The following is a 25160-nucleotide window of genomic DNA, read 5'->3' on the forward strand; positions in this document are numbered from 1 at the left end:
TTTATTTTGGGATTTTTAGTAAAATTAGGAATGTTAAGGATATGAAGGGATAGTCTTGAAACATAATTGTAATATAATTACCCTCGTTTTGAAAAAAACGGGTGCTATAATGGCATGTGTAGAAACTCATCAAATATAGTCAAAGATTGTTAATTAATGTTTATACCAGTTTAATAGATGAATATAGAGAGAGAGTACATGGGAGACGAAAGGGGAAAGCGGATTGAAGAAGTATGTCATTAGCTTGAGCACAGCAGTAATTATTGGTTTAAGCAGTTTAGCATCTGCACCTGCAAATGCGGATACTTTAAATAGTCTTAAAAACCAGCAGCAGCAAAACAACGAAAAACGTTCAGCCGTAGAATCCAGCATCACTCAGGCTGAAAAGCAGATTGAATCGCTGCAAGGAAAACAGGTTAATTTAGAAGAAGAAATTAAAAAAATAGACACTACAATCACAAGTACAAATGAAAAAATCACCGCGAAAGTGGACGAAATCCACAAAACGGAAAATGAGATTAAACAATTAAACCAAGAAATTGCTATTCTAAAAGAACGCATTAAAAAACGTAACGAACTTTTAAAAAACCGTGCACGTTCATTCCAGGAGAGCGGCGGGAACGTTGATTATCTGGAAGTATTATTTGGATCCAGTGATTTCGGCGATTTTATAGACAGAGTAGGCGCAGTAGCAACCATTATGGATGCTGATCAGGAACTAATCAAAGAGCATGAGCAGGATAAGAAAGATCTTGAAGAAAAACAGACTGCAGTCAAAAATAAATTAGCAAATCTGAAGAATATGCTCAGTGATCTTCAAGCTATGAAGGCGGACCTTACAAAGCAAAAAGCAGAAAAAGACCGTTTAATGGCGCAGCTTGCTAAAAAGGAAAAGCAAATTGCTGATGAAAAGATGAATCTTCAGGAAGAAGCTGAAATTTTGGCCTCTCAGGGTTCAGCCATTCAAAAAGCCATTGATTTAGAGAAAAAACATCAGGCTGCATTACAAGCAGCTAGAGAACGTGCGGCACAGGAAGCAGCTGAAAGACAAAAGGCAGCAGCAAGAGCAGCCGCTAGTGCAGCACCTGCAACGAAGCATACAGTGCCTAAGAGTGCGGCTGTGCAGCAGGCGCCAGTCCGCCAGAGCACTCCAGCACGAGCTGTTTCCAGCAGTAATTTCGTTAAGCCATCAGCCGGCATGTTAACATCACCATTTGGATACCGTACAAACCCTTCTCCTGGTTTCCATTATGGAGTGGATATTGCTCAAGGAGGCAGTGTTCCAGTAGTCTCTGCAGCAGACGGTGTGGTTACACGCGCTTATTATTCAGACAGCTACGGAAATGTCGTTTTAGTATCGCATTCTATTAACGGCCAGGTATTCACTACTGTTTATGCTCATTTGAACTCTATGAGTGTAAGCAGCGGACAAGTCGTGGCACAGGGACAGCAAGTAGGATATATGGGTAATACAGGGCAGTCTTTCGGCCAGCATTTGCATTTCGAGCTTCATAAAGGCGAGTGGAATGCGGCAAAATCGAATGCTGTAAACCCTGCTTCTTATATACCACTTTAATAGAATAGTAAAACTAAAAATTAACAGTTAATTGGAAATATGCAGAAGCTCTTTCATTATTGAAAGTACCTTCTGCATATTTTTTTTGAAGAGAATTATTTGATTTTTTCGAATGTTATTTACCGGGAACTTATTATATTTAGTACATTAAACAGGAGAGTAAATTAGGTATAGCTTAATTAGGAGGGGTTGAATGGAGGATATTATTCGAGACTATACAAAAATTATCCATTTTTTTGAGCAGCTAAACTCACCTCGGATGAATTGTTTTTTTCACCTATTGGCGAAAATCAATGGTCTTTGGCGGCAATTGTTTCCCACTTCATCCTAGAAGAACGATTTCCACCTATGCTGGAGGGCAGAGACCTTGAAAAAAGCGAAGTTAATGTGGACGAAATGAATAAACTTGCTAAAGAATATGCACATTCAGGAAAGTCTAAATGGGAAATATTAGATGAAGCAATCAGCTGGAGACGGAAATCGGCTTTAAAATTGGAACATGCAGATTTCAATGTAACTTTTCGAATCGGGGAAAAGCCTTTAACACTCAGACAATTTATTCAGGGAGATATCGAGCACGATGACCATCATATGCAGCAGATAAAAAAATTCATCAGGAAGTATTCTAAATGAAAAATTTTCTATTTATTAAATAGAATTGATACAAAATCTTGATATTTTTTAATCAGTTGATAAATGTAAACAATTATAGATGAAAGTTAACTAATATAGTATCAATTACTCTTTGATTATAGTAAAATCTTCCTAACAAACCTAGTAAACGGAGGATGGATACTTCATGATGAATAAGGCCTTTTTAGAAAAAAAGATAGAAGATACACGCCTAACTATGATACATACTGCACTTATTATGGGTGTCCATTCAGCCGAAACTATACAGGTCAGCCAATCGCTGGATCAATATATTGCTTTATATCAATCATTATTAAAGAACGAGTAATATATAAACAGTATACATTTAAAGGAAAAATATCATTAGCAGAAGAGGATGAATCTCGCATTCATCCTTTTTATTATTGGAAATTATTAGCTGAGCAGGGGCATTCCCCAAAATAAATAGGTTAGTTTTTTGAAGGAAGGGGTAATAAAACTACGAGGCTATTATTATATTCATAAAGTATTGGCAGGTAGAAGCCATTGGAAAGGAGAAATAAAAGCAGCATGATGAAAAAAAATATATTGCTCTTTATATCCATTCTTTTTCTCATAAGTATATTGTCTGCTTGTGCAGAGAAAGACAAGCTCGCGGATGGATCAGAGCTTGTAAACAAAGATGAATTTGTTTTTGCAGCTTCAGGCGAATTCGCTCCCTTCAGTTATATGACTAATGATATGAAAATGAAGGGGTTTGACGTCGAGGTTGGTAATGCAGTTGCAAAGGAAATGGGTTTAAAGCCTGTGCCGAAGCGGCTGAAGTTTAAAGGTATTGTCGAAGGAGTTAAAACAGGAAGAGCAGATGCAGCGGTCGCCAGCCATACGATTAATCCGCTTCGAAGTAAACACGTCGCTTTCACTACTCCCTACTACTACTCAGGTCCTCAAATCTTCACCAGACCAGACAGCAAAATCAAAACCGCCGATGATTTAAAAGGCAAAGAAGTTGCAGTCGCTAAAGGCTCCACGTACGCGGATGTAGCAGGAAAACATACCTCAAACTTAAAAATGTATGACAGTGATATAACAGCTCTAAAAGCTCTTGACGGAGGCCGCCATGATGCAGTCATAACCGATTTTGTCACCGGTAAAACCGCCCGTAAAGAAGGATTCAAAATTGAAGGACGGCAGCTCATTGAACGAAGTGAACAGGCTATCGTTATTCCTAAGGATAATCCAAAGCTTGTTAAGCGGGTAAATGACGCGCTTGAAAATCTTCGTAAGGATGGAACTCTGAAAAAGATCAGCATGAAATATTTTGGAGAAGATATCACAACAAAACCAGAATGAATTTTGTAACTATTGGATGAAAGGGAGATGGAATTCTTGCCTAGTTTTTCTCATTTTTTAAGTACTTTTGGTGAAACAAAAGGTGTATTTATAGACGCAATGATTCTGACGCTTAAGCTTACAGTCGTGTCGGTCTTGCTAGGAATTATAATAGGATTGTTTTTTGCTTTGTTAAAAATCTCAAACTTTAAAGTATTAGGATGGATTTCCGATGCTTATGTATTTCTTGTCCGCGGGACCCCTCTGATTGTACAGATCTTTATTTTGTATTTCGGTTTGAGCGGAATCTTTTTAATACCTGATTTCTGGGCTGCTGCCCTGGCACTCGCTTTCCATAACGGAGCCTATATTTCCGAAATATTTAGAGGGTCCATCCAATCCATTGACCAAGGTCAAATGGAAGCTGGCCGGTCACTTGGCATGACGCAGTCTTTAGCGATGCGCCGTATTATCTTGCCGCAGGCTTTCCGCCGCGCCCTTCCGCCGCTTGGAAACCAATTTATCATAGGATTGAAAGATTCTTCTCTTGCCGCTTTCATTTCAATGAACGAATTGTTTAACGTAGCAACTACGCTGGGATCTAACAACTTTGATGAAATGACTTATTTATTAATCGTAGCCATTTACTATCTGATCCTAGTTGCACTATTAACATTAGCCGTAAATGTATTAGAAAAGAAACTGGCAAAGAGCGATCGATAAGGAGGAACACAACGTGAAAAAAGAAATGATCCGTGTAGAAAAACTGAATAAATCATTTGGTGACTTACATGTGTTAAAAGATATAGATGTAAATGTGTATGAAAGTGATGTAGTATGCTTGATCGGATCCAGCGGTTCTGGTAAAAGTACGCTGCTGCGCTGCTTGAATTTTCTCGAAAAAAGAGATAATGGCACCATTATTATTGAAGGTGAAGAGATTAGCGAAGGTAAGCAAAATATTAATGAAGTGCGTCAGAAGGTCGGCATGGTGTTCCAGCACTTCCAGCTATTTCCGCACATGACTGTGCTGGAAAATATCATTGAAGCGCCGACTAAGGTGAAAAAGATAGCTAAGGAACAGGCGGTCCAGGAAGCTAGGGAGCTCCTCCGCAAGGTAGACCTCGAGGATAAGGCTGATGTTTATCCAAGCAAATTGTCCGGCGGGCAGAAGCAGCGTGTGGCCATCGCAAGAGCCCTTGCCATGAAGCCTGATATCATGCTCTTTGATGAACCAACATCTGCCCTCGATCCCGAGCTTGTAGGAGAAGTTCTCAACACAATGAAAGAACTGGCCAGGGAAGGAATGACCATGGTCATCGTAACCCACGAAATGGGCTTCGCCCGTGAGGTGGCCAGCCGGATCATCTACATGCATCAGGGAAGAATCGTCGAAGAAGCCAGCACCCAGGAATTCTTCACCAATCCAAAAGACGAACGCACCCAGGCCTTCCTGAGCGCTACTACTGTAAAATAAAGCATTCCCCTTAAGTTAAAGGGGAAGGGCAATTGCAGTAGGAGGTTATACATGAAAAAAGATGGTTTTCCGCTCAGATTGAGCTGGAAAACCATCTTTTTTTATGTTTTTGCTGCACATTTTGCATCTGTTTGAAGGGAAATCGGCAATTTCGAGTAATCACCGGAGCGTCCAAGCGGCCAGTCTTGCAAGTTATGCTTAGGTTTTTGAGTTGTATGCTTACGTTTAAAGAATTTATGCTTAACATTTGAACATTTATGCTTATCTTTTTAGGTTGTATGCTTATCTATGCTTAAGCTTTAAATGCTATGCTTCTCTTTTTCAATTAATGCTTATTTTTCAAGATGTATGCTTTTCTTTAAGTCGCAAGCCTTCCTTGTTGTCAACGAAGCTACTCACCGCTTCGAAGCCCGATAACCGGAGTCCTTAGCTTCCTGCTCAGAACAGAACCAGACAATGTTATCGGTTGTGCTCTCATAATGACTGCCGCCCGGTACGTGATAAATTTTCGAATTCGCATTCCCTTTTATTTTTCCTGAACAGCTTGTATTCTTCTCTGTATCGTCACCTGGTTTGTTTTCGTAGCTGCTTCCTGTAGAAGAAGACTTGACTGAAGAATCGGTGGGTGACGTTTCGTTGGCTTCTGAATGATAGCCATCCTCTTCAGCATAGTTTTCAATGCTCCAGATGCCTTTTTTTGCTTTGCGTGCTTTATCCTCTGCTTCTCTGAACTGATCGACATACTTTGTGTTTGGAGGATATACGGCAACTCTTGCCAGGCCTTGATCTATCAAAATCTGATTATACAATTTATCGCCTGCCCAGACATATGCAAGGAGCCGTCCGTATTGGTCTCTCTCCTCTGCATCGATCTCAAGCGTAACTTCACGTGCTATTAAATTGGTGGAGGTAAAAGCGGAAGCTTCCTTTCCAAATGGCTGGACTCCTAGCCTTGGATGTTTGGTTTCAGGAGTATCTACTAAAATCAATCGGACTCTTTCGTTTTTCCCGTTGGTTAATTTTACATCAATTGTATCTCCGTCTACAATATGAACAACCATAGCTTTCAGGCCTTTAACAGGTGCTTTGGCCTGGCTGCTGTCTGATCCTTTGCTGCCTGCATCCTGGCCAGCTCCTGAAGGCTGCTTTTCTTCTATATTCGTATTCTTTGTGTCATCCTGGCTTTTATGCTCCGGGGCAGATGTGCATCCTGTTAAGGTAAAAATGGTAAGAAGCACTGATATAAAAATGGATCTGAATTTCATAGTAAACCTCCCTAACTGCTGTAAAAGCGCCTGAAATATCTCATTCTATGCTACCATATAAAAAATTAATAGACTATAAGGAAAAGGGAAGAGCCTTTATAATAAGGCTATGATAAAGCTCATTGTTGTTTTTGGCACTATGTTGATTGGAGTGGAGGGTGCGAGATCCTCGAAAATGCATTCGCATTTCCTTCGTGCGGTGAGAATTCGAGGATGGTTCTTCAATGTCCTGCGGGAAAAGCGGGTCAAGGGAGACCCCACAGGCGTAAACGTGAGAGGAGGCTCCCTGACCGCCCGCGGAAAGTGAGTGCCTTTCGCTGCAATCAACTGGTAAGTTAACAGAGCCTATAATAAAGTAATGCTATCATTTGAAACATATAATAAAATAAATCTATCAAGAATATTTTTGAGGTCGTATAAGGAGTGATTACAAGCCGTGAAAGTTCTGTCTGCTCTTTTTTTCCCCGGTTTAATGGTTATGCTTTTTTCAAGAGTTACCTTTAATCAAATAGTTGCCCTGAGCCTTACCGTGGCTTTGATCGCAGTTTCTGTTTATAAAGGTTACACAAATAGCTGGCTTCTAATCGTAATAGATGCATTCTCCCTGACTGCCGGTTTCTGGCTTTCTAATAACTTCATTAAGAAAAATAAGAACAGTGCCTGATAAAGGCGCTTTTTTTATTGAAGTTAAACATGCTGTATGAATCGTCCTGGACAAAATCCAGTTTTTACAAATATTGCTTATCGAATAAACAGAATGAACGTTCGCTTTTCATTGGTTTTTTTTAGGTGCTTTGTGGTAGAATGGTTATATGGCTTTTTATCTTACAAACATACTCTTTCAAGGTATGCATCTGAAGGATTATGTCTTTACTATATTAAATAGATACAGCATAGAACGCTTTAGTTATTTTTTAGGCATCCATCCTAGATTTTATTAATAACTAGGCTTTTTTATTTTTTCATAAATTGTTGTTCTCTCGTTACCCTGATAGAAAAATTCTGCTTTCAGGGACATTTCCGTTATAGTCGATAACAGCAAATTCATAAGAAGGATTTATATAAATTGTTGATTGGAGGATTGTTCTGTGAAAAATCGATTTGAGCTTGTCTCAAAGTACAGTCCTCAAGGAGACCAGCCTGAAGCAATTAAAAAACTTGTAGCAGGTCTTCGAGAGGGCAAGGAGTTCCAAACACTTCTTGGTGCCACCGGAACGGGTAAAACGTTCACCATATCTAATGTGATACAGCAAGTGAATAAACCAACTCTTATCATTGCTCACAATAAAACGCTGGCAGGTCAGTTATACAGTGAATTTAAGGAGTTTTTTCCTAACAATGCTGTTGAATATTTCGTCAGTTATTATGACTATTTTCAGCCTGAAGCGTATGTTCCGTCGACGGATACATTTATTGAAAAAGATTCCAGCATTAATGATGAAATAGATAAGCTTCGCCACTCTGCAACATCATCTTTGTTCGAGCGCAAAGATGTTATTGTGATTGCAAGTGTATCCTGTATATACGGCCTCGGTTCTCCGGAAGAGTACAGAGAAATGGTCTTATCCTTAAGGACCGGAATGGAGATTGAGCGTAACCAGCTTCTAAGAAAATTAGTAGATATTCAATATGAAAGAAATGATATTGACTTCCAGCGCGGAACGTTCCGCGTACGAGGCGACGTGGTCGAGATATTCCCGGCTTCCAGGGATGAACACTGTATCCGGGTCGAATTCTTTGGCGATGAAATTGATCGAATCAGAGAAGTGGATGCATTAACAGGCGAGATATTAGCTGAACGTGACCATGTAGCTATATTCCCGGCATCCCACTTCGTTACCCGTGAAGAGAAAATGAGGATCGCGATAAAGAATATTGAAAATGAGCTTGAAGAACGATTGGCAGAATTAAGGGAAGACAATAAGCTTCTTGAAGCACAGCGTCTGGAGCAGCGGACCCGCTATGATCTTGAAATGATGCGTGAGATGGGATTTTGTTCTGGAATAGAAAACTATTCCCGCCATCTTACATTAAGACAACCTGGTTCTACTCCATATACACTTATTGATTATTTCCCTAAGGATTTTCTGCTCGTTGTCGACGAATCCCATGTTTCTCTTCCGCAAATCCGCGGGATGTTTAACGGTGACCAGGCAAGAAAGCAAGTTCTGGTTGATCATGGCTTCCGCCTCCCATCAGCTATGGATAACCGTCCTCTTCGCTTTGGGGAATTTGAAGAAAAGGTATATCAATCTATATTTGTATCCGCAACACCGGGCCCGTATGAAATTGAGCATACACCTGAAATGATTGAGCAGATTATCAGGCCTACAGGATTATTGGATCCAGAGATCGAAATACGTCCAATCCAGGGACAGATTGATGATTTAATCGGAGAAATCCACGATCGGATTGAAAAGAATGAAAGAGTGCTAATTACGACGCTGACGAAGAAAATGTCTGAAGACCTCACGGATTATCTTAAAGAAATTGGAATTAAGGTTCAATATCTTCATTCTGAGGTAAAAACACTAGAACGGATTGAAATTATCCGTGAATTAAGAATGGGTAAATACGATGTTCTAGTCGGGATCAACCTGCTGAGAGAGGGGCTGGATATTCCTGAAGTCTCTCTTGTTGCCATTTTGGATGCGGATAAGGAAGGGTTCCTCCGTTCTGAAAGATCTCTTATCCAGACGATTGGCCGTGCTGCGCGTAATGCAAACGGGCATGTCATCATGTACGCCGACAAGATTACCAACAGCATGGAGATCGCCATAAGAGAAACAAAACGCCGCCGGGAAATGCAGGAAGCTCACAATAAAGAGCACGGCATCACTCCAATGACGATTCAAAAAGAGATCCGCGATTCTATTCGCGCGACACATGCGGCAGAGGAGCAGGAAACTTATTCTCCAGCCGTGAAGCTTGGCAAGCTGAATAAGAAGGAACGAGAAAAAATGATTGCCGATATGGAAAAAGAAATGAAAGAGGCAGCAAAAGCCTTGAACTTCGAACGGGCTGCTGAACTGCGCGATCTATTATTAGAACTTAAAGCGGAAGGATGACACAAATATGGCTATGGATAAAATAGTTGTAAAAGGAGCCAGAGCCCACAATCTAAAAAACATTGACGTCACCATTCCGAGAGATAAGCTTGTTGTGCTGACTGGGTTATCGGGGTCCGGGAAATCTTCCCTGGCCTTCGATACTATTTATGCTGAGGGGCAGAGGAGATATGTTGAATCCCTTTCTGCTTATGCCCGTCAATTTCTAGGGCAAATGGATAAGCCTGACGTCGATGCGATTGAAGGCCTTTCTCCTGCAATCTCAATTGACCAAAAAACGACCAGCCGTAATCCCCGTTCAACAGTGGGTACCGTAACGGAAATTTACGATTATCTGCGGCTGCTGTTTGCACGGGTAGGCAGACCGACCTGCCCTATCCACAATATTGAAATCAGCTCCCAGACAATTGAACAAATGGTCGACCGAGTTATGAAATATCCTGAACGGACAAAGATGCAGGTCCTGGCGCCGGTAATCTCGGGACGTAAAGGGACGCATGCCAAAGTACTTGAAGATATCAAAAAGCAGGGCTATGTGCGTGTAAGGGTGGACGGAGAAATGTATGATGTTGGCGATGAGATCGAGCTGGAGAAAAATAAAAAACATTCCATCGAAGTAATCGTTGACCGGATCGTAGTAAAAGACGGCATACAGGGACGTCTCGCGGATTCCCTTGAGAGCGCCTTAAAACTTGGGGATGGGAAGGTAATTGTAGATGTAATCGGTGAGGAAGAGCTTCTTTTCAGCGAGCATCATGCCTGCCCGATTTGTGGATTTTCCATCACTGAACTAGAGCCGCGCATGTTCTCGTTCAACAGTCCGTTTGGGGCATGCCCTGACTGCGATGGACTCGGCTCGAAGCTCGAGGTGGATAAGGAGCTTGTGATCCCGATCAAGGAGCTTTCGCTGAAAAATCATGCAATTGCCCCATGGGAACCTACAAGTTCACAATACTACCCGCAGCTGCTAGAGGCGGTTGCAAACCACTACGGGATAGATTTAGACGTACCTGTAAAGGATTTACCCACCAATCAGCTGGAGAAAATCCTGTACGGTTCAGCCACAGACAAGATCTATTTCAGATATGAAAATGATTTTGGACAGGTCCGTGAGAATTATATTAAATTTGAAGGTGTTATAAAGAACGTAGAACGCAGATATAAGGAGACAAGTTCAGATTATATCCGTGAGCAGATGGAAAAATATATGGCACACCATGACTGTCCAACATGTAAAGGGTACCGCCTGAAAAAAGAAACACTCGCAGTTCTTATACAGGGAAGCCACATTGGGGAAGTCACAAAGAAATCTATTGAAGAATCACTTGATTTCTTTAAAAATCTTGAACTGACTGAAAAAGAAGCTCAGATAGCCAGATTAATTTTGCGTGAAATTAATGAAAGACTCGGATTCCTTGCCAATGTGGGTCTTGAATATCTTACACTAAGCCGTGCTGCAGGAACTCTTTCCGGCGGTGAAGCGCAGAGGATCAGGCTTGCTACCCAGATTGGTTCCCGCCTGACAGGTGTACTATATATACTGGATGAACCTTCTATTGGACTCCACCAGCGGGATAACGACAGACTGATCGGTACGCTGCAAAACATGAGGGATATCGGAAATACCCTTATAGTTGTTGAACATGATGAAGATACGATGTTTGCAGCCGATTATTTGATTGATGTCGGTCCTGGCGCAGGAGTCCATGGAGGGAATATCGTTTCCGCTGGAACGCCTGAAGAGGTGATGAACGATTCAAACTCCTTAACAGGCCAGTATTTATCAGGAAAGAAGTTCATTCCTCTTCCTATGGAAAGAAGGAAACCGGATGGCCGTTATATTGAGGTTAAAGGAGCGAAAGAAAATAATTTAAAGAACGTAAATGCTAAGTTTCCACTTGGAACCTTTATCTCTGTAACCGGTGTGTCTGGATCAGGAAAAAGTACCTTAATCAATGAGATTCTTCACAAAGCGTTAGCTCAAAAGCTTCATAAAGCCAAAAGCAGGCCCGGAGAACATAAAGAGATTAAGGGTATTGACTACCTGGATAAAGTGATTGATATTGATCAGTCTCCTATAGGCCGGACACCGCGTTCGAACCCGGCAACTTATACAGGGGTTTTCGATGATATCCGGGATGTTTATGCTTCCACTAACGAAGCAAAAGTGCGGGGCTATAAAAAAGGGAGATTCAGCTTTAACGTAAAAGGCGGACGCTGTGAAGCATGCCGCGGTGACGGAATTATTAAAATTGAAATGCACTTCCTGCCGGATGTCTATGTTCCATGTGAAGTATGCCATGGTAAACGCTATAACCGTGAAACGCTCGAAGTGAAATACAAAGGCAAAAATATTGCGGATGTGCTGGACATGACTGTAGAAGATTCGATTAGCTTCTTTGAAAATATTCCTAAAATCAGCCGTAAGCTGCAGACTATATTTGACGTAGGACTTGGCTATATTAAATTAGGCCAGCCTGCTACAACCTTATCAGGAGGAGAAGCACAGCGTGTAAAGCTCGCTTCAGAACTGCACCGCCGTTCAACGGGCCGTTCCTTCTATATCCTGGATGAACCGACCACCGGACTTCATGTAGATGATATTGCCCGCTTGCTGGTTGTGCTCCAGAGACTGGTGGATAACGGAGATACCGTTTTAGTAATCGAGCACAATCTTGATGTAATCAAAGCGGCAGATTTTCTCGTAGATCTTGGTCCAGAGGGCGGAGACAAGGGAGGAACCATCCTCGCTTCGGGTACTCCTGAACAAATTGCTGAGGTTAAAGAATCATACACGGGTAAATATTTACGTCCTATTCTGGAACGTGACCGTCACCGAATGGAAAAGCTTATTGAAGAAAAAGAAAAACAACATGCAAGCAGTTAAGCAAGCCGGTTAGGCTTGCTTTTTTATTTTTTTATCGCAATTAGTCGAACTGCGTTTAATCAAACGTTTAATTAAAGTATGAAGAAGATGTTTATTTCCTAGGAAATTTTGATAAAGATCCTAAAAAAACTTGTCGTTAAAGAATGTCGAAGAAATTCTAAGTTTTATTCCAGTCTGAAACCTTTTCATTAGCCATATCGTAATAAGTAAATACATAGAATGGAGTTATACTCCTCGGGTTTGATTAGGGAGTGGCCATCGATTGATTCAAAAGAGGAGAAATGATAAATGGATACAAATAAGCTTTTAGCTGCCTTGAGTTATTTTAGTATTTTTTTCGCCCCGTTTTTATTGCCTATTATTTTATATTTTGTTTCTGATGACTATTTTGTAAAAGAACACTCTAAAAAGGCATTCATTTCACACTTGGTTCCCTTTCTGGGGCTTCTGTTTATCATTTTGGGTGCGGTTGGCGACTTTACAGGAGGAGGCATACCCGTTTTTTCAATGCTCGGGTTTGTACTGTACGGATTACTATGCTTTATTGTACTGATTTGGAATATTGTCAGAGGAATCAAAGTATTAAAGTAGTAGTTTAATTTGCAGGAGGGATCTGAGAATGCAAGAAGAAAGAAAACGAGTTCTCGAGATGGTAGAACAAGGGAAACTAACTGCAGCAGAAGCTCTTACACTATTAGAACAATTAGAAAAATCGTCTTTAGAAAAATCGGTGAAGCAAGAGGAAATGGTAAAGGAACTGTCAGCGATGGTTCCTTCCAGCGCTAAACAGACAGCAGGCAAGCCAACAAAAGAGGATACATTCAATCAAAAGGTAATGGTGGCAAAAGATAAGCTCTTTGATTTTGTTGATACCGCTTTAACTAAAATAAAGGACTTTGATCTGGACTTGAATTTTGGTCCCTACAAAGAAATATCTCATATTTTTCAAATATCAGACCAGGATTTTTCAGAAATAGCAGCTGATGTATCGAATGGAAATATTGAAATCGTCCCTTGGGCCAGCAAAGAGGTTCGTGCGGAATGTCAAGTAAGGGTGTATCGAGTCAAAGAACAGTCAGAAGCAGTAAGCGAGTTTATGAAAGAAACCACATTCGCTGTTGAGAAAGGAACATTTCAATTTATCAATGATCAAAAGTGGATGAAAGTATCAGCAAAAATTTTCGTACCTGACCGCAATTACGAAAGGATTACAATCAGAATGTTCAACGGCTCGGCCCATGGTGAAAAGCTGCAAGTAAACCAGATTCATGCTAAAACGGCAAATGGAAAAATTACTCTTGCTGAATTAACGGGAAAAGCAGGCGAGTTTGAAACAGCGAATGGGCAGATTACTTTGGAACGATCCAGTTTCCAGTCTATTGAGGCGGAGACCATTAATGGGCCTATTCGTGTGAGCGGATCCTGCCAAAGAGCAGATCTGCACTCCTTTAATGGTCATATAGAGTGCAGGATAGATAATAAAGAATGTGAAAGCATCCGTGCAAAAGCTGTGACCGGCAGCATAGATCTTTATTTGCCTGCAGGCGCCGCAATTGATGGGGATCTAAAAACCAATCTAGGAGGCTTTAACATAAATCTTGGCGGAATTGATGTAGTCGAGGAAAAAAGCGATGTCGGCAAAAAAATTCTGCGGTTTAAAGCTGATCAGCAATCTGCACAGAAAATACTTGTATTAGGAGAATCTATGTCAGGCTCCATCTCGGTTAACAGAGAGTTTTTGGAAGCATAGAGTTCGAAGGGAGTATATTCAATTGAGCAAAAAATTAACAAGATCCAGAACCAACCGGAAAGTGGGAGGAATTCTCGGAGGCGCCGCGCAATACTTAGGGGTGAACTCTACTCTTCTTCGGTTAATATTCTTTATAGCGTTAATTTGTACCGGCTTCTCACTGGCTTTTGTATATTTTATTCTCATGTTCATCCTTCCAAATGAGGGGGATCAGCATTGAGATGGCTGCTTAAGTTAGTTCTTAATGCTTTCATTTTTATATTGCTGGCTCATTTCTTAAATGGAATTTACATATCAGGATTTGGGGCTGCATTAGGAGCAAGCTTGCTTCTATCATTTCTGAATATGGTCGTCAGGCCTATCCTGATTTTCCTTACCCTGCCAGTAACGATCCTGACGTTAGGACTTTTTATCCTTGTTATCAACGCTGCCACATTAATGCTGACAGACGGGCTCATGGGAGAAGCGTTCGAGATTGCGGGATTTGGCACTGCATTAGTTGCTTCACTAGTAATGGCGCTTTTGAATATAGTTATGAATAAGTTGTTAAAAGAAGATAAGTCATAAAAAGACACGGCGCTGGATGCTATCCGGCGCCATTTTTATTTGATATCCTGTCTGTTTATAATGTTGGTGTCCGCGCAGAAATCTGAATTCTCGCGCGGAGAACTGGATTACCGCGTAGAGCCGTTAAGTTTTCGCGCAGAAATCCGAATTATCGCGCAGAACCAGCTGGTTTCCGATTTAGTGTATAGGATTTCCGTGCCGAGCGGCCTGTTTTAACGAGGGTAAACTGGATTTTCACACACAGTATCCAATTTTCACGCGCAAACCAGCCTATTAAAAAAAAACCCGGCACACAAAAAAACTCCCGCCAGAGAGGTCTCCACCGGGATGCTTTTACAAAAAGCAATCATAAAATAGAGGCATCAAAGCCGGCTTTTTTTAATTGCTCTACAAGTTCTTCTGCGTTTTTCCTTTCTTTAAAGGCTCCGACTTGAACTTTGTGAAGTTCTGAAGCTGGTTCCGAAGGTTTCGAAGGGAGAGGTGCTGGAGTGGGTTTAGCCGCCGGGGGCTTTGCGGGAGCTGGTTTTGGTTTTGCTTTTAGGCCGTATTGCTGGGCTAGTGCTTTAACAATCGCTTCTGCACAGGCTTTTCTGTAGAAGTCGGAACGCAGCAGTTTAATATCCTTGCGGCTGGTCATAAAGCCGCATTCAATAAGAATTGCCGTCATATGGCTTTCCCTGAGCACATGGAAGTCAGCTGTTTTAACTCCTCGATCTTTCATGCCTGTTTTACTAATCAGGCTGGCTTGTACTTTTTTTGCCAGTTCAAAGGCCTCTTTAGGTTTTGAGGTATAGACATACGTTTCAATACCTTCAGCTGCATCTACCCAATCTACTCCATTTCCAGTAGCGTTTGCATGAATCGAAACATAAACATCTACCTCCAGTGAATTTGCAAAATCTGTACGCTGCTTTAGCGGTACATCATTTTTATCAGAATGAGCAAAATAGACGGTTACATTCTGATAAGTAAGGAGACTGGCTTTGGCATAACTGGCGACAGCACGGTTAAATTCGTATTCTTTTAAACCATCTGGGCTTCTTTTGCCGGGTGTATTATAGCCGTGCCCGGCATCGAGCATAATTTTCATATGCAAAACTCCAATCTAAAAATGACTTGTCCATTATTAATATATGAATTTTTAAGAAAAAAGGAGCCACTTTACAGAAAAAAAGGATTTCTGTCATAAGAAATCCTTCAAGGCTTATTATTCAATATTTCCTGCTAGCTGAAGTGCATCCTGGTCAGCGATGAGAGTAACATTTGGATGGTTTTTTAAAATGGAAGCTGGGAATTCCTCACTCACCGAGCCTTCAAAAAGCTGTTTGATGGCTTCTGCTTTGGAAGCGCCTGATGCAAGAAGCAGAATTTCTTTGCTTCTAAGGATAGTGGCAATTCCCATTGTAAGAGCTTCACTTGGAACACTATCTATACTGTCAAAGAATCTGGAGTTGGCTTCTCTCGTGCTTTGGTCTAGCTGAACCACATGTACGTTGGATTCGAACGAGGTGCCGGGTTCATTAAAGCCGATGTGTCCGTTCCGCCCAATGCCCAATACCTGCAAGTCTACGCCCCCGAGATCTGTAATCAGCCTGTCATATCTGAGGCATTCCTCCTCAAGGCTGTCAGCTTTTCCATTAGGTATATTTGTGTTTTGTTCTTTTATATCAATATGGCTGAAAAGCATTTCACGCATAAAGCTAAAATAGCTGTTGTGGTCGGTTTGATCTAACCCAACATATTCGTCTAAATTTACCGTGCGTACGCTGCGGTAGCTCGTTCCATTTTGGCGGTAATCTTGTATAAGTTCCCGGTAAAGGCCTACGGGAGTGCTTCCTGTAGCCAATCCTAAGACTGCAGCAGGATGTTCCTTAATAAGCTTAATCACTTTTTTAGCGGCTATTCGGCCCATTTCCTCATAATTTTCTGCTCTGATGACATGTATGTTCAATGTTTTTTCACCTCTTTTTATTTGTTAGGCTCTGTTAAACTGCCTGTTATTGCCGCTGCAGGCACTCGCTTTCCGAGGGCTGATTTGGAGCCTTCTCTCACGTTTACGCCTGCTGGGTCTCCCTTAATAGAAAAGCGGAGGACGGTGACTTTCAAAGTACTTCTTACTAAAAGAACTGTGATGAACAAATTCGTTAAAAAATCATGTAATGCAGAGACACCTGACCGACATAAGACGAGCGACAGCGAAAGGTGCTTTTGTCTTTTGATGACGCTCGGCTTATGACCGAAGGTGTCAGTCCGGAGCTGGACAATACCCGTTTTTCGCAGGTGTCCCCGTATCCGATCCAATCAATATAGTGCCAAAATCAATAATGAACTTTAATAAAGCCAAGAGTTGAAATCATTGCAGGCTATAGCCGGAAGCTCCACGGCAATAGGTGGCTGTGATCTGTAAATCAGCGTTCAAGAGGACCAGGTCAGCATCTTTTCCTTTAGCAATGCTTCCTTTTCTATCATACACTCCTAATTGTTTCGCTGGATTTTCGGAAGCAAGGCGAATGACATCTGCCAGCTCCAAGTCGGTAAAGTGCAGCATGTTTTTCACGCTGTCAACCATTTTTAAAATGCTTCCCGCAAGAGTCCCATCTTCAAGAAGTGCCTGTCCGTTTTCCACGGTGACTTCCTGTCCTCCAAGGTCATAAGTGCCAGCCCGCATGCATTTTGCACGCATAGAGTCTGTTATTAAAATAATACCCTCTTTTCCCTTTGCATTAACAGCAAGCTGAATCATTTCTGGCCTTACATGATTTCCATCAGCAATGATTTCTGCATGTAAATCCTTCATTAAAAGCGCCGCTCCGGCTACTCCCGGCTCCCGGTGATGAAGCCCTCGCATGCCGTTGAATAAATGAGTAACTTGTCTCGCACCTGCTTTTACAGCGGCTTCCATCTGTTCAAAAGTAGCATCGGAATGGCCCATCGAAGCAACAACTCCTGTTTCATGAAGAAAGCTGATAAAGGGAAGACCATTAGGCTGTTCCGGAGCTACTGTAACCAATTTGATACTGTTGCCGGAAACTGTCTGCCATTTCTTAAACAGCTCTATATCGGGAGCGATAATATGCTTTTCTGGCTGTGCCCCTTTTTTTGAGGGATTAATAAAGGGCCCCTCTAAATGGATTCCTAATACCTCCGCTTCACCCGGTTTGGACCGTTCCCCACGATAATTTCCAGCATTAATAACTGCTGCTTCGATCTCTTCGACACCCTGGGTTATGGTCGTTGCCAGAAAGCTTGTTGTGCCTTCAGCAGGCAGGGCCGAAGCTATTGTATGTATAGCCTCCGGTGTGGCATCCATGGTGTCAGCACCCGCCGCACCGTGAATATGTACATCTATAAATCCAGGTATAAGTTTTGAACCATCTTCCGCATTAACGACAATGATGTCATCTGTGAGGATGTGAGACGGATCTTGTCCAGCTTCAGCAATTTTTCCGTTATTAACCAGCACGTAGCCTCTTGGTATAATTTCTGATTCAAGGTAAATATCAGCGTTTTTAATTAAAACTGAGTTTGATTTCATTCATTCGTACCTCCTGCGGCATTGATTATCGTTTTTTCTATTTCTTATTGTACCTTAAAAACGAATTCAGGGTGCGGGGAGCTGGCTGACTTCCTATAAAGCTTGTAACAGAACTCTTTCGCCGCATATTTTTCTTCTATTATCCTCATTGTAAAAGACACTTTTTAATGAGCAAATCATTCTTTATTCCTCGTGCTTTCTTATAGGCAATAGGTTTTCATCGGGAAAAATGCTACAATATAAAGAATAAATTGATATTAAAAAATGATACATATTTAAAGTGTCTCCAGAAGGAGGAATTTATTTGGCAAAGGTCCGAACGAAAGATATTATTGAGAAATTTAACCTGGAGCTTATAAGCGGCGAAGAGGGAATAAACAGGCCGATCGTAACGAGTGATTTATCGAGGCCCGGACTTGAAATGGCTGGCTTTTTTGATTATTATCCTGCAGAACGGGTGCAGCTGCTTGGCATGACAGAAATGGAGTTTTATGACAAGCTGAGTATGCCCGAACAAAAGCAGAGAATGCACTCATTATGCAGCGATCTGACTCCATGTATTATTGTTACAAGAGGCCAGGAGATTCCTGAGTATCTTATTGAAGCTTCTGAACGCGAATCTGTGCCGGTACTGCGTGCTGCATCTAAAACGACAAGGCTTTTTAGCAGGCTGACTAATTATCTGGAATTTAAACTTGCACCAACCACTGCGGTTCATGGAGTTCTTATCGATATTTACGGCGTTGGCGTTTTAATTACTGGAAAAAGCGGAGTAGGTAAAAGTGAAACAGCTCTTGAATTAGTCAAGAGGGGACACCGCCTTGTAGCCGATGATTGTGTAGAGATCCGCCAGGAAGATGAGGAAACACTTGTTGGAAATTCTCCTGAGCTGCTGCAAAACTTATTGGAAATTAGAGGGCTGGGGATCATTAATGTAATGACGTTATTTGGGGCAGGCGCTGTCCGGAACTATAAGAGAATTTCCCTTGTGATTAACCTGGAACTATGGGAAAAAGCGAAGCAGTATGACCGGCTGGGTCTTGATGAGGAAAAAATAAGAATTCTTGAAACTGATATTACAAAGCTTATTGTGCCGGTGCGTCCCGGACGAAATCTTGCGGTCATCATTGAAGTGGCAGCCATGAATTTCCGATTGAAGCGCATGGGTTATAATGCTGCACAGCAGTTTACAAGCAAGCTTGCAGACGTAATTATGGAAAGCGACCATCACGACGAAGTGTAGAAAAAAGGAATGTTAGATAAAGAGAGGGAAAATGAGAAATGGAGAATGCATTTGAGCCAATTAGCAAAATAGCTTTTGAGCTTGGTCCTCTTTCGGTCCATTGGTATGGAATCATTATTGGTACAGGGGTTCTATTAGGCCTTCTGCTTGCCATGAGAGAATCAGAACGGCGCGGGCTTTCAAAGGATACGTTCCTTGATTTAATTTTATTTGCTGTTCCGGCTGCCATCCTTTGTGCGAGGATTTATTATGTTCTGTTTGAATGGGACTATTATTCTAAGAATCCCGGAGCGATTTTTAAGGTTTGGGAAGGCGGAATAGCTATACATGGAGCTCTTATCGGATCTGTGCTGACCGCCTACATTTTTACAAAAATAAAAAAAATATCATTCTGGAAAGTGGCCGATATCGCTGCGCCAAGCATCATCCTGGGCCAGGCGATCGGGAGATGGGGAAACTTCATCAACCAGGAGGCTCATGGCGGCGAAGTAAGCCGGAGCTTTTTAGAAGGCCTGTATTTACCTGAATTTATCGTGAATCAAATGTATATAAACGGAGCTTATTATCATCCGACATTCTTATATGAATCACTGTGGAATTTAGCCGGATTTATTCTGCTTCTCTATTTGAGGAGAGTAAATCTGCGCCGCGGAGAGCTTTTCTTAACTTATGTAATCTGGTACTCAATCGGCCGCTTTTTCATTGAAGGATTAAGAACAGATAGTCTTATGCTTACAGATTATTTGCGTATTGCACAGGTATTGTCGCTGTCACTCATTGTCATTTCGCTGGCTATATTGATTTACCGCCGTGTAAGAGGCCAGGCAGCTGAACGCTATAAGGATGCATAAAGAGAGCTGGTCCTGCTGCTTAAAGGGTGAAACAAGGCAGCAGATCACGGTTTCAGATGGCTAAGATTTCACAGGGGGGAAGAGTATTGTTTCTTGGTATGTTAAAAAGGGGACTGCTGGCTGGGTTAAAGACAACATGGACACTCGGGAAAGTGATCTTTCCTGTCACCTTAATTGTTTCTATCCTTCAATACACTCCAGTGCTTGGCTGGATTGTTAAAGGAATCTCGCCCTTTATGAAGGTGCTGGGACTGCCGGGGGAAGCCGCTATTCCGTTGGTGCTTGGTAATTTCCTGAACCTTTATGCGGGAATAGCGGGCATTCTAACACTGGATTTAACGGTAAAAGAAGTATTTATTCTGGCTGTCATGCTTTCCTTCAGCCACAATCTCTTAATCGAGACAGGTGTAGCCCTTAAAGTAGGCGTTAAGCTATGGGTGATTCTGTCTGTCAGAATTGGATTGGCTTTGGTCTCGGCTGTCCTGATCAACCTGTTCTGGCATGGAGGCGGCGAACTGGCTCAATATGGATCGCTGAAGTCACGCGGAGGCGATGTTTCCGGGGCTGTGCCCATTCTAATGAATGGAATGGAAACGGCCCTGATAGGTATTTTGAAGCTAGCAATCATAGTCATTCCGTTAATGATTATCATTCAAATTTTAAAAGAATTAAAATGGCTCGAAAAGGTGTCTGACGCCTTGGGACCTATGATGAAGGTACTTGGCATGAATAAGAATGCCTCCATGACGATGGCCTCCGGGCTGATCCTGGGCCTTGCTTATGGTGCAGGAGTAATGATTCAGGCTGTCCAGGAAGATGGAGTCAGCAAAAAAGATGCAACGCTTGCCTTTATTTTTCTGGTAGCATGTCATGCTTTCGTGGAGGATACTCTCATATTCATTCCTCTCGGTATCCCTGTTTTGCCCCTTCTCTTGATCCGGGTCATTACGGCGTTTATTTTAACATTGATTGTGTCGCATCTGTGGAAGAGGGCAGAATTGGTCAGAATACGAAAGGAAGCATCTTATGAGAACATCTAAAATTACTACCATTTTATTTGATTTAGACGGTACTTTGATTAATACAAACGATTTAATTATTGAATCCTTTATAAATACTCTGAATCTGTATTTTCCCGATAAGTATAAGCAGGAGGATGTCCTCCCATTTATGGGGCCTCCGCTTTATGACTCCTTTTATAGTGTTGATCAGCAATTGGCACATGAAATGGTAGAGAAATACCGGGAATTTAACTTAGCTAATCATGACCTGCTGGTGAAGGAATTTGAAGGTGTATACGAAACAGTGGAAGCTCTCCATAAAGCAGGTTATAAGATGGCCATCGTATCAACAAAGCTTCATGATACCGTTCTCAGAGGATTGAAGGTTGGACGCCTTGATCGGTTTTTTGATGTAGTCATAGGCCTTGATGATGTGGAACGGGCGAAGCCGGACCCTGAACCTCTGGAAAAGGCACTTCGGATTTTAGGATCGAAGCCAGAGGAAGCGATCATGGTGGGAGATAATCACCACGATATCCTGGGCGGGAAAAACGCAGGAACCAAGACAGCGGGAGTTTCCTGGACGGCTAAAGGCAGAAACTACCTGGATCAATTTGAACCTGATTATATTCTTGAAACTATGAGTGATTTGCTGGCGGTTGTTGGGGCAGAGGAGAACGAATGAGGCGTACTACCCGATATCCCGTTGAAGGAGCTAATTCCCTTTGGCATGTGTATAAAACTGTGCCTTTTTGGAAGGTAGTAAAAAACTTCGTGGTGATACAGGCAGCAAGATATACTCCCTTTCTCGCGGTGAAAAACTGGCTTTATCGTACTTTTTTAAGGATGGACATAGGAGAGCAAACTTCTTTTGCGCTTATGGTCATGCTGGATGTTATGTTTCCTGAGAAAATTTCCGTCGGACGGAATTCAGTCATCGGCTATAACACGACCATTCTGGCACATGAGTATCTGATAAAGGAATATAGGCTAGGTGAAGTTGTAATAGGCGATGAAGTGATGGTTGGAGCGAACACGACCATTCTGCCAGGGGTGAAAATTGGAGACGGTGCAATCGTTTCAGCAGGCACATTAGTGCATAAGGATGTTCCTGCTGGTGCATTCGCAGGCGGCAATCCGATGCAGATTATCTATACGAAAGAGCAGCTCCAGGAACGAATGGACTTGGATGCTTTGGATCAATAAAAAGGACTTGACGGCAATGGTGCCGCAAGTCCTTTTTGTTATAGCTCTGTTAAGCTTGCCTGTTGATTGCATCGAAGGGCACTCGCTTTCCGCGGGCGGTCCCGGAGCCTCCTCGGCGTTAAACGCCTGTGGGGTCTCCCTTAAGAGAAAAGAGGAGGACGGTGACTTTCAAGGTACTTCTTTATAGAGAACTGTGATGAACAAACTCGTTTAAAAAACTACTATATAGAAAGTCAGACACCTGACAGACATAAGACGAGCGTCAGCGAAAGGCGCTTTTTGCCTTTTGATGGCGATTGGCTTATGACCGAAGGTGTCAGTCTGCAGCTAGACAATACCGCTTTTCCCGCAGGACATTGAAGTACCATCCTCGAATTCTCACCGCACGAAGGAAATGCGAATGCATTTTCGAGGATCTCCCGCCTGCAGCGAAGATCAACATAGTGCCAAAACAACAATGAAATTTAACATAGCCTTTATTTAAGAATGATAATAAGATAGGAATACTAAGGCCTGCAGCTTCATTTTGATATTAATCCAGATAAATCTCCCTCAAGCCGTTCCATCATTTCCTGAAGAGTAATCCCTTCCTGGGCTGTTGAAGCCTCATAAGCATTCTTTAATATATCCATAAAAAGCTCCTGTTTTTGTTCTGTACTCATAACCGCTCTCCATTTAATCGAATTTTTTATAACAACATATCAATCTTTTCCTGTCTGCTCAGTCCGTGGATAAGCTCTATATTGTTTAAGACGTAAATACCCAGGGAAGGTTACACATAAACATTAAATTGATGGGGACTGTTCCGCGGTTTCTTTTTTCTTGACGATTTATAAGAGCGAGAGTAAACTACTAATAACTTCTTTAATTTATTAGCACATTAGCAAGTTAAAGGATTTTGAAAATTATAAAACTCCTTTTGATTGATTAATTCTATAAGGATGTGTGTGGTGTTGTCTATGCCGTTTATGTTTGAAAAGCCGCTTGGAATGAGGGATTCTCTTCCGTTATTATATGAACGAAAAAAAGCCGTGCGCCTAAGTGTTTCTAGTGAATTTGAGGCATGGGGCTATCAATTTATTGAAACGCCTGCACTGGAATATTATGAAACGATTGGAGAAGCTTCCTCTATCCAAAATCAGCAGATGTTTAAGCTTCTTGACCAGCAGGGCGATACAGTGGTTCTCAGGCCGGATATGACGGCTCCCATTGCGAGGGTAGCCGCATCTAAATTACTGAAGCAGCAGGTTCCTGCCAGGATTGCCTATTCAGCAAATGTATATAGAGCTCAGCAGAAGGAAGGCGGAAGGGCCGCTGAGTTTGAACAGATTGGAATCGAAAACATTGGAGATGGGACGATCAGTGCTGACTCAGAAGTCATAAGTTTATTAATTTCTTCTCTAAAAAAAGCAGGGTTTAATAAATTCCAAATCTCAATCGGCCATATCGGATTTATACAGCAATTGATGCTCGATATTTTAGGCAGGGAAGACCGGGTCAGCCTGCTTTCAAATTACTTGATTGAACGAAACTATGTGGGCTATCGAGACCATATAAATTCTCTGGCGCTTGCCAATATAGATAAGCAAAGATTAATTGACATACTAGCCTTAAAAGGGAAAGAGAATATTTTAGAGAAAGCCTCGGCACTGCTTGAGAATAACCGAGGAACCGATAAGCTGAATGAATTGGCTCAGCTACTGCAGCAGTTAAAAGAATATGGAACTGAACAATATGTAAGCCTGGATTTAACGCTAATGAATACAATTAGCTATTACTCGGGGCTTGTTTTTGAAGTATATACAGAAGGCGTTAATTTTCCTGTAGGGAATGGAGGTCGTTATAATTCTCTGTTGAAGAAGTTTGGCAGAGATACACCAGCGACTGGTTTTGCCCTTCGCGTGGACCGGCTGATTGAAGCGATGGGGCCGCTGCGGGAAAAGGCGGAAATAGAATGTGTTATATTTACACCTGAAAGAAAACAGGAGGCATTAGTGTTTGTTAATGAGCGGCGGGCAGCAGGAGATAGAATGGTTATGCAGGATCTTAATGGAGTAACAGATCTGGATTCTTTCACTAAAAATTATTCAGAAGTACACTATTTCATAGGAGCTCCCGGAAAGGATGAAACGCCATGAACGAGGTTTTGACAATGGCTATGCCAAAGGGGAGGATTTTTGAAGAAGCACTGGAATTATTGAGACAGGCAGGCTATTCTCTGCCTGAAGAATTTGAAGAATCTAGAAAGCTTATCATAGATTTAGAAGCTGAAAAGCTCCGGTTTATCCTGGCAAAACCGATGGATGTTGCCACATATGTAGAGCAAGGGGTTGCGGATATTGGGATCGCTGGGAAAGATGTTCTTCTTGAAGAGGAGCCTGACGTATATGAGCTGCTTGATCTGAAAATCAGCCATTGTTATTTAGCGGTCGCAGGGGTGCCAGGTTCCAGGATTAATGAAGCAGCCCCGAAAATTGCGACCAAATATCCGAATGTTGCCTCTCACTATTTCAGGGAGCAGGGTGAGCAGGTAGAAATCATCAAGCTTAACGGATCCATCGAGCTTGCTCCTCTAATCGGGCTGGCAGAAAGAATTGTAGATATAGTTTCAACAGGGCAGACATTAAAAGAAAATGGACTCATTGAGTTTGAACGAATTGCGGAGGTCACCTCAAGGCTGATTGCGAATCGTGCCAGCTATCGTTTAAAGGAACGGCGGATATCAGAAATGGTGCAGAGACTTTCAAAAGTTATTAATAAATAAGGACGCTTTTTTAAAGTTATTTTAAA

Annotated in this window: 25 protein-coding genes; 20 read left to right on the forward strand and 5 right to left on the reverse strand. The window is 41.9% G+C overall.

Going from position 1 to position 25160, the window contains the following annotated elements:
* Positions 1-223 precede the first annotated feature (223 nt).
* From JOC77_RS01650 to JOC77_RS01675, 6 genes are all read left to right on the forward strand, one after another.
* On the forward strand, positions 224-1576 hold the full coding sequence (locus JOC77_RS01650) for a murein hydrolase activator EnvC family protein (protein ID WP_204537718.1): 1353 nt from the start codon (positions 224-226) through the stop codon (positions 1574-1576).
* A 264-nt stretch (positions 1577-1840) separates the two neighbouring features.
* Positions 1841-2209, forward strand: a complete 369-nt coding sequence (locus tag JOC77_RS01655; protein WP_204537720.1) for a hypothetical protein — start codon at positions 1841-1843, stop codon at positions 2207-2209.
* Positions 2210-2375: 166 nt separating this feature from the next.
* Complete coding sequence (locus JOC77_RS01660) at positions 2376-2537, forward strand: aspartyl-phosphate phosphatase Spo0E family protein (protein WP_204537722.1); 162 nt, start codon at positions 2376-2378, stop codon at positions 2535-2537.
* Positions 2538-2761: 224 nt separating this feature from the next.
* Positions 2762-3541 carry a transporter substrate-binding domain-containing protein gene (locus JOC77_RS01665; protein ID WP_204537936.1) on the forward strand — a complete coding sequence of 260 codons (780 nt, stop codon included), beginning with the start codon at positions 2762-2764 and terminating at the stop codon, positions 3539-3541.
* A 36-nt stretch (positions 3542-3577) separates the two neighbouring features.
* Positions 3578-4243: an amino acid ABC transporter permease gene (locus tag JOC77_RS01670; protein WP_204537724.1), complete on the forward strand. Its 666-nt coding sequence runs from the start codon at positions 3578-3580 to the stop codon at positions 4241-4243.
* Between the two features lie 25 nt (positions 4244-4268).
* Positions 4269-4997: an amino acid ABC transporter ATP-binding protein gene (locus tag JOC77_RS01675; protein ID WP_204537938.1), complete on the forward strand. Its 729-nt coding sequence runs from the start codon at positions 4269-4271 to the stop codon at positions 4995-4997.
* 395 nt (positions 4998-5392) lie between these two features.
* Here JOC77_RS01675 and JOC77_RS01680 read toward each other — a convergent pair whose 3' ends face one another.
* Positions 5393-6262: a thermonuclease family protein gene (locus tag JOC77_RS01680; protein WP_204537726.1), complete on the reverse strand. Its 870-nt coding sequence runs from the start codon at positions 6260-6262 to the stop codon at positions 5393-5395.
* Between the two features lie 436 nt (positions 6263-6698).
* Between JOC77_RS01680 and JOC77_RS01685 the strand changes: the two genes are divergently transcribed.
* The 7 genes from JOC77_RS01685 (at position 6699) to JOC77_RS01715 (ending at position 14534) form a co-directional block, all read left to right on the forward strand.
* Positions 6699-6926: a CsbA family protein gene (locus JOC77_RS01685; protein ID WP_338047164.1), complete on the forward strand. Its 228-nt coding sequence runs from the start codon at positions 6699-6701 to the stop codon at positions 6924-6926.
* A gap of 424 nt (positions 6927-7350) precedes the next feature.
* Positions 7351-9330: an excinuclease ABC subunit UvrB gene (gene uvrB, locus JOC77_RS01690; protein ID WP_204537728.1), complete on the forward strand. Its 1980-nt coding sequence runs from the start codon at positions 7351-7353 to the stop codon at positions 9328-9330.
* A 7-nt stretch (positions 9331-9337) separates the two neighbouring features.
* Entirely contained in the window at positions 9338-12217 is a 2880-nt protein-coding gene (gene uvrA, locus JOC77_RS01695; RefSeq protein ID WP_204537730.1) for an excinuclease ABC subunit UvrA, read from the forward strand.
* A 288-nt stretch (positions 12218-12505) separates the two neighbouring features.
* Complete coding sequence (locus JOC77_RS01700) at positions 12506-12808, forward strand: magnetosome magnetite crystal formation protein family (protein ID WP_204537732.1); 303 nt, start codon at positions 12506-12508, stop codon at positions 12806-12808.
* Positions 12809-12836: 28 nt separating this feature from the next.
* On the forward strand, positions 12837-13967 hold the full coding sequence (locus tag JOC77_RS01705; RefSeq protein ID WP_204537734.1) for a DUF4097 family beta strand repeat-containing protein: 1131 nt from the start codon (positions 12837-12839) through the stop codon (positions 13965-13967).
* A gap of 22 nt (positions 13968-13989) precedes the next feature.
* Positions 13990-14187 (forward strand): PspC domain-containing protein, encoded by a 198-nt coding sequence (locus JOC77_RS01710; protein WP_204537736.1) that lies wholly within the window; start codon positions 13990-13992, stop codon positions 14185-14187.
* Positions 14184-14534, forward strand: a complete 351-nt coding sequence (locus tag JOC77_RS01715; RefSeq protein ID WP_204537737.1) for a phage holin family protein — start codon at positions 14184-14186, stop codon at positions 14532-14534. Before JOC77_RS01710 ends, JOC77_RS01715 begins: the two co-directional genes overlap by 4 nt.
* A 346-nt stretch (positions 14535-14880) precedes the next feature.
* On the opposite strand, the gene JOC77_RS01720 is transcribed toward JOC77_RS01715, so the two are convergent.
* The 3 genes from JOC77_RS01720 to nagA all read right to left on the reverse strand — a co-directional run bounded on the left by JOC77_RS01720 (position 14881) and on the right by nagA (position 18069).
* Positions 14881-15624, reverse strand: a complete 744-nt coding sequence (locus JOC77_RS01720; protein WP_204537739.1) for an N-acetylmuramoyl-L-alanine amidase — start codon at positions 15622-15624, stop codon at positions 14881-14883.
* Positions 15625-15741: 117 nt separating this feature from the next.
* The gene (gene nagB, locus JOC77_RS01725; RefSeq protein ID WP_204537942.1) at positions 15742-16479 is read right to left on the reverse strand and encodes a glucosamine-6-phosphate deaminase; all 738 of its coding nucleotides are present in this window, start codon (positions 16477-16479) and stop codon (positions 15742-15744) included.
* Positions 16480-16887: 408 nt separating this feature from the next.
* On the reverse strand, positions 16888-18069 hold the full coding sequence (nagA, locus tag JOC77_RS01730) for an N-acetylglucosamine-6-phosphate deacetylase (RefSeq protein WP_204537741.1): 1182 nt from the start codon (positions 18067-18069) through the stop codon (positions 16888-16890).
* A 304-nt stretch (positions 18070-18373) separates the two neighbouring features.
* Here nagA and hprK point away from each other — a divergent pair, with 304 nt between their 5' ends.
* The 5 genes from hprK (at position 18374) to JOC77_RS01755 (ending at position 22370) form a co-directional block, all read left to right on the forward strand.
* A complete protein-coding gene (gene hprK, locus JOC77_RS01735) occupies positions 18374-19312 on the forward strand; it encodes an HPr(Ser) kinase/phosphatase (protein WP_204537743.1) in 939 nt (312 codons plus the stop codon).
* 38 nt (positions 19313-19350) lie between these two features.
* A complete protein-coding gene (gene lgt / locus JOC77_RS01740; protein WP_204537745.1) occupies positions 19351-20163 on the forward strand; it encodes a prolipoprotein diacylglyceryl transferase in 813 nt (270 codons plus the stop codon).
* An 86-nt stretch (positions 20164-20249) separates the two neighbouring features.
* The gene (locus JOC77_RS01745) at positions 20250-21203 is read left to right on the forward strand and encodes a nucleoside recognition domain-containing protein (RefSeq protein WP_377336206.1); all 954 of its coding nucleotides are present in this window, start codon (positions 20250-20252) and stop codon (positions 21201-21203) included.
* Entirely contained in the window at positions 21190-21849 is a 660-nt protein-coding gene (gene ppaX / locus JOC77_RS01750) for a pyrophosphatase PpaX (RefSeq protein WP_204537749.1), read from the forward strand. The genes JOC77_RS01745 and ppaX overlap by 14 nt, the downstream gene beginning before the upstream one ends.
* A complete protein-coding gene (locus JOC77_RS01755; RefSeq protein ID WP_204537751.1) occupies positions 21846-22370 on the forward strand; it encodes an acyltransferase in 525 nt (174 codons plus the stop codon). Before ppaX ends, JOC77_RS01755 begins: the two co-directional genes overlap by 4 nt.
* A gap of 521 nt (positions 22371-22891) precedes the next feature.
* On the opposite strand, the gene JOC77_RS01760 is transcribed toward JOC77_RS01755, so the two are convergent.
* A complete protein-coding gene (locus JOC77_RS01760) occupies positions 22892-23032 on the reverse strand; it encodes a YwzD family small protein (protein WP_204537753.1) in 141 nt (46 codons plus the stop codon).
* Between the two features lie 291 nt (positions 23033-23323).
* Here JOC77_RS01760 and JOC77_RS01765 point away from each other — a divergent pair, with 291 nt between their 5' ends.
* A complete protein-coding gene (locus tag JOC77_RS01765; protein ID WP_239558528.1) occupies positions 23324-24508 on the forward strand; it encodes an ATP phosphoribosyltransferase regulatory subunit in 1185 nt (394 codons plus the stop codon).
* Positions 24505-25134 carry an ATP phosphoribosyltransferase gene (gene hisG / locus JOC77_RS01770; RefSeq protein ID WP_204537755.1) on the forward strand — a complete coding sequence of 210 codons (630 nt, stop codon included), beginning with the start codon at positions 24505-24507 and terminating at the stop codon, positions 25132-25134. Before JOC77_RS01765 ends, hisG begins: the two co-directional genes overlap by 4 nt.
* Positions 25135-25160: the final 26 nt, after the last annotated feature.

The organism is Peribacillus deserti (assembly GCF_016909175.1).
Classification (GTDB): Bacteria; Bacillota; Bacilli; order Bacillales; family DSM-1321; genus Paraperibacillus; species Paraperibacillus deserti.